This is a genomic window from Shinella sp. JR1-6 (assembly GCF_004284735.1).
Lineage (GTDB): Bacteria > Pseudomonadota > Alphaproteobacteria > Rhizobiales > Rhizobiaceae > Shinella.
In genome coordinates, this window is sequence record NZ_SHMI01000006.1 from 354,999 (window position 1) to 370,029 (window position 15,031).

Genomic DNA, 15,031 nt, shown 5'->3' on the forward strand with positions numbered 1-15,031 from the left:
CGGCAAAGGCGCGAAGCGTTTTGCCTCGGCATTGCGGGAAAACGGAAACCTGGGCGGTTGTCGCCTCAGAGCGCCTTGCTGCCACGCAGCTTCGCCGCCTTGGTGAATTTGCGGATCACCATCTCGCGCTTCAGCTTCGAAATATGGTCGATGAACAGCACGCCGTTGAGGTGATCGATCTCGTGCTGAAGACAGGTCGCCAGCAGCCCGTCGGCCTCCGTCAGCTGCTCCTTGCCGTCCCGGTCGAGGTGCTTGACGGTGATGACGGCAGGACGCTCGACCTCGGCATAATAGTCCGGGATCGACAGGCAACCCTCCTCGTAGACCGAGCGGGTATCCGAAGCGGAGACGACTTCCGGATTGATGAAGACGAGTGGCTTCTTGTCCTCGCCCTCCTTCGAGACGTCGAGCACCAGCATGCGGCGCGCCACACCGATCTGGATGGCGGCAAGGCCGATGCCCGGCGCATCGTACATGGTTTCCAGCATGTCGTCGGCGAGCTTCTTCACCTCGCTGTCGATGGTCTCGATGGGCTTCGAAACCTGGCGGAGGATCGGATCGGGAAGGATAATCAGCGGCTTGATGGTCATGCGCCTCCTTAGCGCGGTTTTTTGACGCTTTCAATCGGCTTCGACTGCCGCCGGCGCTGCAGTGCGCGCACCTCTGTTCACGTTATGATCTGGTTTCCGCCGCAATCCGTGTTATGGTCGCGGCATGATCGATCCGACCTTTGACATGTTGCTTGCCTCCTTCCTCACTCGACTTGGCGGCCCCGGCCCGGCACTCATGCTGCTCGCAGCCGCGCTGATCGCCGTTTTCGGCCTCCTTTCGGCCCGCCGCAGCCAGGCGCGCCAGCGCGAGGCTGCGGGCATAGCGGAGTTGCGCTTTGCCGAACTCCTGAAGGCGCAGACGGAAATGCAGGGACGCGTCGCCGCCATGGCCGAGGTCTTCGGCTCCAAGCAGTCGGAAACAAACCAGGCGATCAATGCCAGGCTCGACGGCCTGACGCAGCGGCTCGGCCAGTCGATCTCAGAACAGACCCGCTCGACGCACGAAAACCTGCGCCGCCTGCAGGAACGGCTTGCCGTCATCGACAATGCGCAGAGCAACATCCAGTCACTGGCGAAAGACGTGGTCGGCCTCCAGGCGATCCTGTCGAACAAGCAGACGCGCGGCGCCTTCGGCCAGTCGCGCATGGAGACGATCATCGCCGATGCCATGCCATCGGGCGCCTACCAGTTCCAGGCGCAGCTTTCCAACGGCGTCAGACCGGATTGCACGATCCGCATGCCGAACGGCCAGCCGCCCCTCGTCATCGATGCGAAATTTCCGCTCGAGGCATGGAATGCCCTGTCGGACGGACGCTCTCCCGAGGCCGCCAAGCTCGCCGCGCAACAATTCCGCCGCGACATGGAGACCCATATCCGCGATATCGCCGAAAAGTACCTGCTGGCCGGCGAGACGCAGGACACCGCCTTCCTCTTCGTGCCCTCGGAATCGATCTTCGCCAGCATCCACGAGAATTTCGAGGCTATCGTGCAGCGGGCACACCGGGCACGCATCGTCATCGTCTCGCCATCGCTGCTGATGCTCTCCGTGCAGGTATTGCAGGCGCTTCTGAAGGATCAGCGCATGCGCGAGCAGGCCCATGTCATCCAGGGCGAGGTCGCCAGGCTGATGGACGATTTGACGCGGCTCGACGACCGGGTGCGCAAGCTTTCCGGTCATTTCACCGCAGCCCAGAAGGATGTCGACCTCATCCTGACCTCGACAGAGAAGCTCACGCGGCGCGGCGCGCGCATCGGGGACATGGATTTCGAGGCAACCGCACCGCTTTCTCCACCGGCGGAGGCGGCTGTCGAGACCCGAACGGGACAGCTTCGCCTGAGGGTGGTTGACGAAGACTGACCGCCTCGGGCAGTGTCCGGCGGAAACCATAAGGGGCACCTCTCATGATCACCGTCTTCGGCTCCATCAACATGGACCTCATCGCCACGCCAGAACGCCTGCCGAAGCCGGGCGAGACGGTGATGGGCAGCAGCTTCACCACCGCCGCTGGCGGCAAGGGCGCCAACCAGGCGCTCGCCGCCCGTCGCGCCGGCGCGATCGTACGCATGGCCGGCGCCGTGGGCGACGACCGGCTCGGCAGCCAGGCGCTGGCCCTGCTCGCCGACGCCGCCGTGGACCTCAACGGCGTACGCTCCGCCGCCGAGGCGACCGGGACGGCCCATATCCTTGTGGACGACGAGGGTGAGAACGTCATCGTCGTCGTACCGGGCGCCAACGGCACCGTCAGCGAGGAGGACGCCAAGCGCACCGTCGGCGGCATGACGCGTGGCGACTATCTGATGCTGCAGTTCGAAATTCCCAATGCCGCCATCGAAGCCGCGCTCGTCAGCGCCAAGCAGAAGGGCGCCATCTCGGTCGTCAACATCGCGCCGTTCAGCGCCGATGCCCGCCGCCTCGGCGCGATGGCCGATATCCTCGTCGCCAATGAAACGGAATTCGACCTCTTCGTCGGCAAGGGCGAGCTCTCCGACGAGGCGCGCGAGACGACGATGCGCGCACTGCATGCCGACAGCGGCCAGACGATCATCGTAACGCTTGGCGCCGATGGCGTCGTCGCGATCCGCAAGAACGAGATCTTCCGCGCCGCCGGCCTCAAGATCGAGCCTGTCGATACGGTGGGGGCGGGCGATACGTTCTGCGGCTATCTTGCCGCCTCGCTCGATGCCGGCCTCGGCTTCAAGGAGGCGCTGCGCCGTGCAGCCGTCGCCGGATCGCTCGCCTGCCTGAAGCCCGGCGCCCAGCCCTCCATCCCCTTCGCTCCCGCCGTCGACGCCGAAATCTGACGTCGATGCGGCGGCTCCGCCCGCCGGATTTCGCAATTGGCACATCGGGCGTCGCATTGGCTGCGGCGCCTGAAAAATCAGCTGGTTGCGCCGAGAAGTGGTGGCGATATTTGGCTATTTATTAATATTTTATAGGTTACTGAAGTCCTCAGGCGCGGCCCTTCCGGTCGGCTGCCGTCGGCGCTGGTCGCGCGCCCCGACCTCCATGATGGAGACCCCCTGCAAACGAATGTGCTCCTCCGCGGTGCCGCCGCGGACGTCTCTCATCGTGAGGATTTTATGTTCAAGTTCCAGGCCAAGTCGCTCGCGACGAAGCTCATCGCGGTTACCGGCGGCACGATCGCCCTGGTGATGCTCGCCTCCAATACCGTACTCATCGGCCAGACGCAGAGCCGCGTCGCCGATCTCGTCTATTCCGAAGCCGACACCGAGGCGAAGGCGATCGCCGCCGACATCGCGACCGATATCGGCCAGCTGGCCAGCGCCGCGCGCTCCATGGCGGGCGTGATCGAGCAGGGCCAGGCCGGCGGGCATTTCGACCGCAAGGAAGTGGTCGACCTCATCAAGGCGAATGCGGAAAAGAACAGTTTCGCGCTCGGCAGCTGGTTTGCGGAAGAGCCGAACGCCTTCGACGGCAAATCGCGCGAGACGGCCGAACAGCTGGAAACCGGCACGTTCAAGGACGGCTCGTTCAACCCTTACTGGACGAAGCGCAAGGACGGCTCCATCGCGCTTTCCACCTTTGAATCCGACTACAAGGCCGAGTGGTATTCGCTGGCTGCCGGCAGCGGCAAGGGTGCGATGAGCCAGCCCTACAAGGAAAGCTCGACCGGCGAAGGCTTCACCATGGCCTCCATCGCCTTTCCGGTCGCTCCGGGCGGCAAGCTGATCGGCGTCACCGGCGTCGATGTCTCGCTGAAGACGCTCAACGAAAAACTCAGCCAGCTGAAGCCCTTCGGTGAGGGCCGCGTCATGCTGCTGTCGCAGACCGGCAAGTGGATCGTTGCGCCGAACGCCGACCTCCTGATGACGGATTATGACGGCCAGGGTGCCGAGATTGTCAAGGAAGCCCTTGCCACAGGCAAGACCGGCCGCATCGAGAACCTCTCCTTCGACGAGCTGGCCGCCTTCGACCGTGTCGTCTACCCCTTTGCGCTGCCGGACATCAACACGACCTGGATCGTGCTGGTCGACGTGCCGCGCGCGGCAATCGCCGCACCGATCAACGACCAGACCCGCATGATGATCCTCGGTGGCCTGATCGTTCTCGGCGCCGTGCTTGCCGGCCTCTACACCGCCATTCGCGTCTTCGTACAGAAGCCGCTTGCCGGCCTCGTTTCCGGCGTGGCAACGCTCAGCAGCGGCGTCTATACCCAGCCGATCGCCGGCCAGGAGCGCTCGGACGAAACCGGCTCGGTCGCCAAGGCTCTGGAAGGGTTCCGCCACCAGCTTGCAGACACCAAGCGCCTGGAAGCCGAAGCCGACAACCAGCGCCAGCTGACCGAGACCGAGCGCAACAGATCGGAAGCCGAGCGCGCCGAATCGAGTGCCCTCCAGCGCGACATCGTCGCCCGCCTCGGCGACGGCCTTGCCCAGCTTTCCTCCGGCAACCTGACCTTCCGCCTCTCCGGTGATTTCCCGGGCGAATACGGCAAGCTCAAGAACGATTTCAACTCGGCGATCGCCAGCCTCGAGGAAACGATCCAGACGGTCAATGCCTCGGTCGGGAACATCGGCGGTGGCACCGGCGAGATTTCCAAGGGCGCGGCCGATCTCTCGCACCGCACCGAACAGCAGGCGGCAAGCCTGGAAGAGACGGCGGCCGCCCTCGACCAGATCACCTCGCAGGTCAACTCCAGCGCGGATAATGCCCGCGTCGCTGCCAAATCGGTGGAAACGGCGAGCAACGACGCCAGCAAGTCCGGCGAAGTGGTGCAGAAGGCGATCGACGCCATGCGCGGCATCGAGCACTCCTCGCACGAGATCTCCAACATCATCGGGGTCATCGACGACATCGCCTTCCAGACAAACCTTCTGGCACTCAATGCCGGCGTGGAAGCGGCGCGCGCGGGCGAAGCCGGCAAGGGCTTTGCCGTCGTCGCCCAGGAAGTACGCGAGCTCGCCCAGCGCTCGGCCAACGCCGCCAAGGAGATCAAGACGCTGATCAACACCTCCGAGGTGCAGGTCCGCGAGGGCGTCGATCTCGTCGGTAAGGCCGGCAGCGCGCTGGAAAACATTGCCGACCAGGTCATCCAGATCAACAGCCTCATCCGCCAGATCTCCTCGTCCGCCTCCGAACAGGCCGTCGGCCTCAAGGAGATCAACGCGGCCGTCAACCAGATGGACCAGGTGACCCAGCAGAACGCCGCGATGGTCGAGGAGACCACCGCCGCCTCCATGGCGCTCAACGACGAGGCCCAGACGCTGAAGTCGCTCGTCGCCCGCTTCCGCGCCGGCGCGGCCACCATGGCCGCCCAGCCGGTACAGCAGGCAACCCGCCGCGACGTCCAGCCGCAACGCACCGCCTATCAGGCGCCGCGCACGACGGCCCGCGCCATGCCGCAGGTCGCCGGCAACACGGCGCTTGCTCAGGACGATTGGGAAGAGTTCTGAGGCGGACCGAATAACGAAAAAAGGGCCGGCGGAGACGCCGGCCTTTTTGTTTATGGGACTTACTTCCGCTCCGTCGGCTGCGCCTGGAGCCGGCCGCGAGAGCGCGATCGGCTGGCGCTCGCAAGGCGTTGCGTGGCCTCCTTCAGCTCCAGTTCGGAAAAGAGGTCCCGATATTCAGGCCGCAGCATCATCGCCTCCATGGAGAGCTCCGGCTTGCCCGCGTCGAGCAGCCGCTCCAGCCCGGTCGTGCCGGGTTTGAACACGAGTTCCTTCGCGGCCCCCACGCCGCCATTGAGCAGCACGAAGCGGCGCAGCAGGACCGGGCGGAAGCCAAGCGTCGCGAAGCGATCGTAGAGCGCCATCATCTCCTTGTGGAAACGGCCTTCGGCACCCGGTTCGGCGCTGCGGGGGCCACGCATCAGAGACGGCCGACGCGCTCGGCGAGGAGAGCGAAGAAACCGTCGGCATCGACATCCTTCATCACCCGCGCATTGTGCTTTCGGTCGGTAACCTGCCACCAGTCGACGACGGTCATGCCAACGGTGAGCGGCGAAGCGGTCTCGATCTCCACGTTGCAGTTACGGCCGAAGAACAATTCCGGCTTCAGGAGATAGGCGATGACGGTCGGATCATGCAGCGGGCCGCCGTCGGAGCCGTATTTTTCGACGTCGAAACGCTCGAAGAAATCCAGCATCTCGACCAGGGCCTTGGCGGGGCGGCTGCCGATCGCACGAAGCCCGGCGACGCGGCTCTTCAGCGTCAGAACCTTGTGCGTGACGTCGAGCGGCATCATAACGATCGGAATGCCGGACTTGAAGACGGCAGCGGCTGCTTCCGGATCGACATAGATGTTGAATTCGGCGGCCGGCGTGATGTTGCCGCCCTCGAAGAAGCCGCCGCCCATCATGACCAGTTCGCGCACACGGCCGGCGATGTCGGGCGCCTTTTCCAGCGCCGTCGCGATGTTCGTCAGCGGACCGAGCGTGCAGAGCGTCACCGTGCCCGCCGGTTCGTGCTGGAGTGTCTCGATGATGAAGTCCACGGCGTGCTGGGCCTCCAGCGGCATCCGAGGCTCGTGCAGCTCCGGGCCATCGAGGCCGGTCTTGCCATGGACATGCTCGGCGGTGATCAGCGGACGGGCGATCGGCTTGTCTGCGCCGGCATAGACCTTCACATCGGTGCGGGAGCAGAATTCCAGGATGATGCGGGCGTTGCAGGACGTGCGCGCCAGCGGCACGTTGCCGGCGACGGTGGTGATACCGAGGATATCGAGTTCTGGGCTGCCGAGCGCCAGCATGATTGCGGCGGCATCGTCCTGGCCGGGATCCGTGTCGATGATAATTTTCCGTGGCTCAGACATGCCGTCTCCGTTTCCTCACTGGTTCTGTTCTTGGCCCGCGCTGCGCAGGCGAAGCGGCGACTATATTTGCGAAATCGCCGTTCGCAAGCGTCTTGCGCCCTGCATCGGCAATCCCCATATTGCAACCATCGGGATGCCGAGGCCGGGTCCCGCCACAAAGTCGCTTGAAAGCCAAGGACTAGACGCATGTCACGCATGACCCCTTTCACGAGCCCGCTACTCCTGGGCTTCGACGCCATGGAAAAGACCCTTGAGCGCATCGCCAAGGGCAATGATGGCTACCCCCCGTACAATATCGAGCGGCTTCAGCCGAACGGCGAGACGGGCGCACCGGAACGGCTGCGCATCACCCTTGCCGTCGCAGGTTTTTCCGACGAGGAGCTCGATGTGACGACGGAGGAAAACCAGCTCGTCATTCGCGGCCGCCAGGTCGACAGCAGCGAGCGGGATTATCTCTACCGCGGCATTGCGGCCCGTCAGTTCCAACGCACCTTCGTGCTTGCCGACGGCATGCGCGTTTCGGGAGCGGAGCTGAAGAACGGCCTGCTCTCGGTTGACCTCATCCGGCCCGAGCCTGTGCGAATGGTAAAGAAAATTAACATTTCCGTATCAGACTAGATCATGAGCCGTTCCTGCGGGAACACCCGCCGGAACGTTTCAAGCGTAACCTGATCGCCTGACGTACCGATGGGCCATGGTGGCCATGGACGTCCGGTGGCCGGCCCTGCCGGCATTGCCATGGAGGCAAAGATGGGACTGAAGAGCGTAACCCCCACCGTTTCAAAGGCAGACCTCGCACATCTTGGCGCCGGTGAAGTCGGCTACATCAGGAAGATGAAGGCCGATGAAGTCTCGCGCGTCTTCCCGGAAGCGCCGGAAATCGACCCGAGCCTGGATCTCTGGGCCCTGTTCGGCGCCGATGGCACGCCGATCCTCCTGACGGACAACCGCTCGAGCACCTTCTACAAGGCGGCCGAGGACGACCTGCGCACCGTCAGCCTGCACTGATGTCCCGAAAACCTTCCGTCAGAGACGGCGGAAGGTGAGATAGGCCGACTTTCGGCCCTCGCGCTTGGCCTTGGCCTCGTAGCGCGTGCCCGGCCAGCCGGCAAACGGCGTCAGCCAGTCGACCGCGTTTTCGGCGGTCCACACGAAAGCGGGATGAGAACCGCAGTGCATAAGCGTCCAGTTGACATAGGTGTCGATGTCGGACGCGAAGCAGAAGAGCCCGCCGGGCTTCAGCACCCGGGCAAAGCGGTGGAGATTGACCTTCGAGACAAAGCGTCTCTTCCAGTGCTTCTTTTTCGGCCACGGATCCGGATAGAGCAGATCGATCTGATCGATCGAAGCTGCCGGAAGCCAGTCCAGCAACTCCGTCGCATCGTCATCATAAAGCCGGATGTTCTTCGCGCCCGTCTCCTCGATGCTGCCGATCAGCTTCGCCATCGAATTGACGAAGGGCTCGACGCCGATGAAGGCGGTATCGGGCGTTTCCTGCGCGCGGTGGATGAGATGTTCCCCGCCGCCGAATCCGATTTCGAGGCGCATCCGGTTCGGAGAGAAATCGTAAAGCGTGGTGATATCCGCCGGTGCCGGGGTCGAAAGGTCGACCTTCAGCACCGGCAGCACGGTTTCAAGATGCTGCGCCTGCCGCTCCCGCAGCGGTTTTCCCTTGCGACGACCGAAGAAGGCTTCGCTCGCGCGGCTGCGGCGCTCTGCATCCGTCATGTCGGCCTCAGTTCTTCAGGGCTTCCTTGAGAGCCTTGACGAGGTCGAGGCGCTCCCAGGCGAACGAACCGTCACGGCCGGCCTTGCGGCCGAAATGGCCATAGGCGGCCGTCTTGGCGTAGATCGGCTTGTTGAGGTCGAGGTGGCGGCGAATGCCCGACGGGGAAAGGTCCATGACCTTGCGGATCGCCTCCTCGACAGCATCTTCGCTGACCTTGCCGGTGCCGTGCAGGTCGACATAAACCGAGAGCGGCTGTGCGACGCCGATGGCGTAGGAGAGCTGGATCGTGCAGCGGTCGGCAAGGCCGGCCGCAACAACGTTCTTGGCGAGGTAGCGCGCGGCATAGGCGGCAGAGCGGTCGACCTTGGTGGTGTCCTTGCCGGAGAAGGCGCCGCCGCCATGCGGGGCTGCACCGCCATAGGTGTCGACGATGATCTTGCGGCCGGTGAGGCCGGCGTCGCCGTCCGGTCCGCCGATGACGAACTTGCCGGTCGGGTTGATGTACCAGGAGCAATCGTCGGCGATCTCGATATCGTGCAGCGCCTCGCGGATATAGGGCTCAACGACCTCACGGACCTTCTTGGAATCCCAGCTGTCATCCAGATGCTGCGTGGAAAGCACGATCGAGGCGACATCGGCGGGCTTGCCGTCGACATAGCGCACGGTCACCTGGCTCTTGGCGTCCGGGCCGAGCTTGCCCGCATCGCCCTCGCCCTTCTTGCGCGCGTCGGCGAGAAGCTGGAGGATGCGGTGCGAGTAATAGAGCGGCGCCGGCATCAACTCCGAGGTTTCGCGGCAGGCGTAGCCGAACATGATGCCCTGGTCGCCGGCACCCTCGTCGCCCTGCTTGTCGGCGGCATTGTCGACGCCCTGGGCGATATCTGCGGACTGTGAGTGCAGGAGCACGTCGATCTTCGCTGTCTTCCAGTGGAAGCCATCCTGCTCGTAGCCGATATCGCGGATCGCCTTGCGGGCGGCGGACTTGAACTTGGAGGGGTTGATGACGTCGTTGCCGTCCTTGTCCTTCTTCAGAAGGCTTGGCGGCAGGCGCACTTCACCAGCAATGACGACGCGGTTGGTCGTCGCAAGCGTTTCGCAGGCAATACGGACCGACCAAGGATCGACCTTCGACTTCACGGCTTCGCGGTAGACCAGATCGACGATTTCGTCGGAGATGCGGTCGCACACCTTGTCCGGGTGGCCCTCGGCGACGGACTCGCTGGTGAAGAGATAACTGCTGCGCATGCGGGAATTCCCCTCAAAGAAAATGGACTTCGACGTTGTTATTCAGTTCGCAGGGGAAAGACAAGCACAGAAGGACATAAGAATATGTTTATGTCCCGGCATTCCAGGTGTTGCCGCACGCCTGTCACGCCCACGTGGCAGGCTCCCGTACAAACGAAAAGCGGCCCCGAAGGACCGCCTTTTCTTTGCCAATCTCACCGGGAGGTCACTCGAGTTCGGCCTCGGCAGCGAGCGCCTTCACGAGGTCCACGAGCTTGCGGCGCACCTTGGGGTCGCCGATCTTGACGAAGGCCCGGTTGAGCTGGAGACCCTCGGAGGACGACAGGAAGTCGACCACATAGTTTGAACTCGATGCTTCGGCAAAGCCCGTCTGGGCATCCGCCTGCTCGCCCGGCGCATCCTCGAAGAAGAAGGAGACGGGCACGTTGAGAATGCTCGAAATGTTCTGCAGACGGCTGGCGCCGACGCGGTTCGTGCCCTTCTCGTATTTCTGGATCTGCTGGAAGGTGATGCCGAGGCTTTCGCCGAGCTTCTCCTGACTCATGCCGAGCATGGTCCTGCGAAGCCGGATCCGGCTGCCGACGTGAATATCAATCGGATTCGGCTTCTTTTTGTTTTCCATCATCAATGTGTCCTAACGCGCGGAAATGGCCCCACCCTGCCGACGGCCCTCAGGAGACTTAACGTCACGTTGTATGCGCAAACCCTGAAGGTCGCCACAATACAAGAAAACCGCCGACGGCGTGCACTATGCTATTTTAGGGGTTTTCGGTCAATTCGTCCTGTTTCCAAAACCAATGCGAGAAATGCCTGCTGCCACGAATAGAACGGCAAGCACAATCAGAAACGACCAATTCCGCCACTTTGCCAACTCACCGGACGCAAACCTTCCCGGAACGGTTGCATCAACAAAGCCCGGAACGTCATGAGCAAGACCCGCAACCACCCTGCCCTTGGCATCCACCACGGCAGAAATGCCGTTGTTGGCGGCGCGAATCAGCGGGAGACCGCGCTCGACAGCGCGCAGCTGCGCCTGCTGGAAATGCTGGTAGGGGCCGGGCGTCCTTCCGAACCAGGCATCGTTGGTGACGTTCAGAAGAGCAGCGGCCGTATCGGCCGACCCGGTAATCTCCGAGGGGAAAATCGCCTCGTAGCAGATCAGCGGATAAAACCCCTTGCCGAGCGCGCTCAGCAGCTGCGGCTCGCGGGCGGCAGAAAAGCCGCCCGGCATTGCGACGGCGTCGACGCCGAGACCTTCGAACATCTCCGCAAAGGGCATGTATTCGCCGAAGGGTACGAGATGCACCTTGTCGGCTGCGCCGGTTATCTGTCCCTTGCCGTCAATGGAATAGATGGAATTGTAGTAGCGCGGAGCCTTGCCGGAGCCGGCGCTTTCGGTGCGCACGGCACCGGCGATCAGCATCTGGTCATCCTCCAACACGGCTGCGATACGCACCAGCGCGTCGGGATTGTCCGTCAGGATGAAGGGAATGGACGTCTCCGGCCAGACGATGATGTCAGGTCGCTTGCCACCCTCCGCCGGCTTGGCGGCACTCAGGGCGAGATGCCGCTCGAAGATTTCCGCGCGCGCGCTGTCGTCGAGCTTCATCGCCTGGTCGATGACCGGCTGGACGAGGCGGATGACGGCCGTCTCGTCTTCGGGCCCCGGCACGAGGTAAAGGGCATAATAGCCATAACCGAGCTGAGCAGCGAACAGCAGACCGGCGAGCGATAGGCCGATCCCGCGGCCGCGCCGCGTACCGATCAGTGCCGGCGCAGCGAAGACGAAGACGGCAAGCGCGTTCATGCCGGCTATGCCGACGACGCCCGCCGACTGCATGAGCAACGGCACGGGCATCGCTCCATAGCCGACGGCATTCCAGGGGAACCCGGTGAACAGCGTGCCGCGCAACCATTCCGCAATGCCGAAAGCGAAGCCGAGCGCCGCGATGCGCCCCATGCCGTCCGACCAGAGGAGGCGGGCGAGCGCCGCCGCAAAGCCGTAATAGAGAGCAAGGAAGGCCGGCAGACCAAATACGGCGAGCGGCAACGCCCAGGCGAAGGCGTCCGCCTCGACGAGCAGCGCGTTGCCGAGCCACCAGAGCCCGCCAACGAAATAACCGAAACCGAAGAGCCAGCCGATACGGAAGGCGGGCGCGAGGCGCCGCAGCAAGCCTGCCTCCGGCGCGGCGCTCGCACCGTCGAGCAACCAGACGAGCAAGGTGAAGGAGACGAACAGCGCCGCAAAGAAGCCGAAGGGTGGCAGTGCCAGCACCCCGATCAAGCCCGCAAGAAATGCCAAAAGCGCCCGTCTTGTCCCAGACAGGAGCATGACCCTGCCCGCAAGCCGCTCCATGCTGTCCCCTTTTTATGTCCCCGAATCAGCCGCGCCAGTTTCCCAAAAAACCAGCGCCTTGTCCCGCGTCACGGCGGCACAAGGCGCAGATCGTTTTTCGAAGGTGCCGCCCGACTATTCGGCGTTCGCCCCATCGTTCTGCTGTTCCGGCAATTTTTTCCGCTCGCCGGCAAGGGACAGTCCCTCACCCTCGGGCTTGCGCTCGCGGCGGCGAACGGAGCCGGCGCGCTTGCGGGTGACACGCACCCGTTTGACGCGACGCGGGTCGGCGTCGAGGATATGGAATTCGAAACCGGGCACCGCCTGCACCACCTCGCCGCGCACCGGAATGCGACCAAGCGAAGCGAAGATCAGGCCGCCGAGCGTATCGGCGTCTTCCAGTTGTTCGCGGATGTCGAAGTCCGGGCCGATCGCCTCGGCCAGTTCCTCGAGTTCGACACGGGCATCGGCGATGAAGACGTCGTCGCTCACGCGCTGGATCATGGCTTCGTCGTCGTCGTGCTCATCCTCGATATCGCCGACGACCATCTCGACGATGTCTTCCAGCGAGGCAAGGCCGTCCGTGCCGCCGTACTCGTCGATGACGAGAGCCATCTGCGTGCGGTCGGCCTGCATGCGCGCCATGAGGTCGGCGGCAAGCATGGAAGGCGGCACGAAAAGAACCTGACGGATGATACCGGCTTCGGCGACGGTCTTCGACAGATCGACGCGGCCAAGGTCGAATTCGGCCTTTGGCGTGCGGGCCGGCTTCTCGCCACTGGCGGGTGCGGCCTTTGCACCGGTACGCCGCTTGTTGCGAGCCTGCTTGGTGACATAGGCGAGCAGGTCGCGGATATGGACCATGCCTCGCGGATCATCGAGGCTTTCGTTGTAGACCGGCATGCGCGAACGGCCGGAATCCTCGAAGATCACCATCAGTTCGGCAATCGTGATGTCCTGATCGACGGCCTCGATATCGGCCCGCGGCACCATGACATCCTCGACCCGCACCTCGCGGAAACGAAGAATGTTGTGCAGCATCGCCCGCTCTTCGGGCAGGAAGGTCGGCTCGCCGCCGCTCTCTTCCGTCATCAGGGCCTCGGCAAGGTCCTTGCGCAGACTGGAGGCACCTGTCATGCGCCAAAGCCGTGCTGCACGGGACCAGAAGGATGTCCGGCCCCCGCTTTCCGGCTTCGGCGCGCTGCTACTACTGCCCGCCTCGTCCTGACTTGAGGCGTCCGCCTCGCTCTTTTCCGTCGCTACGGACTGGTTTCTAAAGTCGCTCATTGGTCCAAACTATTCATCGGGGTCATCCCCGTAGGGGTCAGATAGGCCAAGCTCGGCAAGAATGCGAGTCTCCAGCCCCTCCATTTTTTCCGCTTCTTCATCGTCCATATGATCATAGCCGAAGAGATGCAGAAATCCATGCACCATCAGATGCGTGAGATGATCGTCGAAGGACTTGCCGAGATCGGCCGCCTCGCGGGTCAGGGTTTCCTCGGCGAAGATGATGTCGCCGAGCATCGGGCCCGGCACTTTTCCAGGCGTCAGCGGAAAGGCCGGGAAGGACAGGACATTGGTCGGCTTGTCCTGGCTGCGCCATTCCGCATTGATGCCGCGGATGGCTTCGTCGTTGGTGAAAACGAGCGAGACTTCCGGTGCGCCGGTCTTCGGGAAGGGTTGTTTTTCCTCCCGCCGAAGGAATTTTGCGGCCGCACCAAGGACCCGCCCGCTGATGTCGAGCAAGCGTTCTTCGGAGGGCCATGCGCCCTCTTCGATGGAAATCTGGATGTCGAGTTCGCTCATGAGGATCGAGGACCGCCTCAGCGGTCCAGCTGCTCGCTTTCGTCCTGCACTGCCGTCTGGGCTTCATAGGCCCGCACGATGCGGGCGACCATCGGGTGGCGGACCACGTCGACATCCTTGAAGCGCACGACCGACACGCCCTCGACGCCCTTGAGGATCTGCAGGGCTTCGACGAGGCCGGATTTGACGCCGCGCGGCAGGTCGACTTGGCTTGGATCACCCGTGACGATCATGCGGCCGTTTTCGCCGAGACGCGTCAGGAACATCTTCATCTGCATCGAAGTCGTGTTCTGCGCCTCGTCGAGGATGACAGCGGCATTGGCGAGCGTACGGCCTCGCATGAAGGCGAGCGGCGCGATTTCGATGACGCCGGCCGTGATGGCGCGTTCGACCTTGTCGCCCGGCATCATGTCATAGAGCGCGTCATAGAGCGGGCGCAGATAGGGATCGACCTTCTCCTTCATGTCGCCCGGCAGGAAGCCTAGGCGCTCGCCGGCCTCGACGGCCGGACGCGACAGGATGATGCGGTCGACCGCGCCACGCTCCAGAAGCTGGGCGGCATAGGCGACGGCGAGATAGGTCTTGCCCGTGCCAGCCGGGCCGACACCGAAGACGAGCTCGGAGCGCTCCAGCGCGCGGATATAGGTATCCTGCGTCGGCGTGCGGGCGGCGATGGTCTTCTTGCGGGTGGAGATCTGCGACATGGTGAGTTTGGCCTTGCGCTCCATTGTCGGCAGCGAAAGCTGGTCGTCCGCGGCGATCGCCATGCGGATCGCGCCTTCCACGTCGGAAAGCTCGATCGAGCCGCCCTTCTGGAGACGATCATAGAGATAATCCAGCGCCCGGCGGGCCTGGTTTGTGGCCACCACGTCGCCGGAGATGGAAACGGAATTGCCGCGCGCCCGCGCATCGATGTTGAGGCGCTGCTCCAGGAGCTTCAGGTTCTGGTCGAACTGACCGAAGAGCTCGCTCGCGTATCGATTGTTCTCGAAGGTCAGCACGAACTGGTTGGCGTCGGTCTGGCTTTTCGACTGGCGCGGCGATGACGTCGTCAATTCGTGTCCGTTCAAGCGGTCAGGCTCCTTGCGATC

The 15,031-nt window shown here is 63.5% G+C and carries 15 protein-coding genes; 5 read left to right on the forward strand and 10 right to left on the reverse strand.

Translation table 11 applies throughout. The annotated features are described in order from the left end of the window. Positions 1–65 precede the first annotated feature (65 nt). Entirely contained in the window at positions 66–590 is a 525-nt protein-coding gene (def, locus tag EXZ48_RS14005; protein ID WP_023512912.1) for a peptide deformylase, read from the reverse strand. A gap of 145 nt (positions 591–735) precedes the next feature. Here def and EXZ48_RS14010 point away from each other — a divergent pair, with 145 nt between their 5' ends. The 3 genes from EXZ48_RS14010 to EXZ48_RS14020 all read left to right on the forward strand — a co-directional run bounded on the left by EXZ48_RS14010 (position 736) and on the right by EXZ48_RS14020 (position 5,465). Beyond that, positions 736–1,908, forward strand: coding sequence for a DNA recombination protein RmuC (locus tag EXZ48_RS14010; RefSeq protein ID WP_245462082.1), 1,173 nt, complete (start codon positions 736–738; stop codon positions 1,906–1,908). Between the two features lie 44 nt (positions 1,909–1,952). Beyond that, complete coding sequence (locus EXZ48_RS14015; protein WP_050742632.1) at positions 1,953–2,852, forward strand: ribokinase; 900 nt, start codon at positions 1,953–1,955, stop codon at positions 2,850–2,852. 279 nt (positions 2,853–3,131) lie between these two features. Next, complete coding sequence (locus EXZ48_RS14020) at positions 3,132–5,465, forward strand: methyl-accepting chemotaxis protein (RefSeq protein ID WP_130516513.1); 2,334 nt, start codon at positions 3,132–3,134, stop codon at positions 5,463–5,465. Between the two features lie 59 nt (positions 5,466–5,524). On the opposite strand, the gene EXZ48_RS14025 is transcribed toward EXZ48_RS14020, so the two are convergent. After that, positions 5,525–5,884: a hypothetical protein gene (locus tag EXZ48_RS14025; protein ID WP_130516515.1), complete on the reverse strand. Its 360-nt coding sequence runs from the start codon at positions 5,882–5,884 to the stop codon at positions 5,525–5,527. Beyond that, entirely contained in the window at positions 5,884–6,825 is a 942-nt protein-coding gene (locus EXZ48_RS14030) for a nucleoside hydrolase (protein ID WP_130516517.1), read from the reverse strand. The genes EXZ48_RS14025 and EXZ48_RS14030 overlap by 1 nt, the downstream gene beginning before the upstream one ends. A 186-nt stretch (positions 6,826–7,011) precedes the next feature. Between EXZ48_RS14030 and EXZ48_RS14035 the strand changes: the two genes are divergently transcribed. Both EXZ48_RS14035 and EXZ48_RS14040 read left to right on the forward strand, forming a co-directional pair. Next, entirely contained in the window at positions 7,012–7,443 is a 432-nt protein-coding gene (locus EXZ48_RS14035) for an Hsp20 family protein (RefSeq protein ID WP_024270221.1), read from the forward strand. Positions 7,444–7,575: 132 nt separating this feature from the next. Next, complete coding sequence (locus EXZ48_RS14040; protein ID WP_024270222.1) at positions 7,576–7,833, forward strand: DUF1150 family protein; 258 nt, start codon at positions 7,576–7,578, stop codon at positions 7,831–7,833. An 18-nt stretch (positions 7,834–7,851) separates the two neighbouring features. On the opposite strand, the gene trmB is transcribed toward EXZ48_RS14040, so the two are convergent. The 7 genes from trmB to EXZ48_RS14075 all read right to left on the reverse strand — a co-directional run bounded on the left by trmB (position 7,852) and on the right by EXZ48_RS14075 (position 15,010). Next, positions 7,852–8,553 (reverse strand): tRNA (guanosine(46)-N7)-methyltransferase TrmB, encoded by a 702-nt coding sequence (gene trmB, locus EXZ48_RS14045; protein WP_130516519.1) that lies wholly within the window; start codon positions 8,551–8,553, stop codon positions 7,852–7,854. Between the two features lie 7 nt (positions 8,554–8,560). Continuing rightward, on the reverse strand, positions 8,561–9,799 hold the full coding sequence (gene metK, locus EXZ48_RS14050) for a methionine adenosyltransferase (protein ID WP_023516952.1): 1,239 nt from the start codon (positions 9,797–9,799) through the stop codon (positions 8,561–8,563). 205 nt (positions 9,800–10,004) lie between these two features. Beyond that, complete coding sequence (locus tag EXZ48_RS14055) at positions 10,005–10,424, reverse strand: helix-turn-helix domain-containing protein (RefSeq protein ID WP_024270224.1); 420 nt, start codon at positions 10,422–10,424, stop codon at positions 10,005–10,007. Between the two features lie 147 nt (positions 10,425–10,571). Next, on the reverse strand, positions 10,572–12,155 hold the full coding sequence (gene lnt, locus EXZ48_RS14060; RefSeq protein WP_130516521.1) for an apolipoprotein N-acyltransferase: 1,584 nt from the start codon (positions 12,153–12,155) through the stop codon (positions 10,572–10,574). 114 nt (positions 12,156–12,269) lie between these two features. Beyond that, complete coding sequence (locus EXZ48_RS14065) at positions 12,270–13,421, reverse strand: hemolysin family protein (RefSeq protein WP_050742637.1); 1,152 nt, start codon at positions 13,419–13,421, stop codon at positions 12,270–12,272. A gap of 9 nt (positions 13,422–13,430) precedes the next feature. After that, positions 13,431–13,940, reverse strand: coding sequence for an rRNA maturation RNase YbeY (ybeY, locus tag EXZ48_RS14070; RefSeq protein WP_024270227.1), 510 nt, complete (start codon positions 13,938–13,940; stop codon positions 13,431–13,433). A gap of 17 nt (positions 13,941–13,957) precedes the next feature. Next, positions 13,958–15,010 carry a PhoH family protein gene (locus tag EXZ48_RS14075; RefSeq protein ID WP_023515888.1) on the reverse strand — a complete coding sequence of 351 codons (1,053 nt, stop codon included), beginning with the start codon at positions 15,008–15,010 and terminating at the stop codon, positions 13,958–13,960. Between the last annotated feature and the right edge of the window lie 21 nt (positions 15,011–15,031).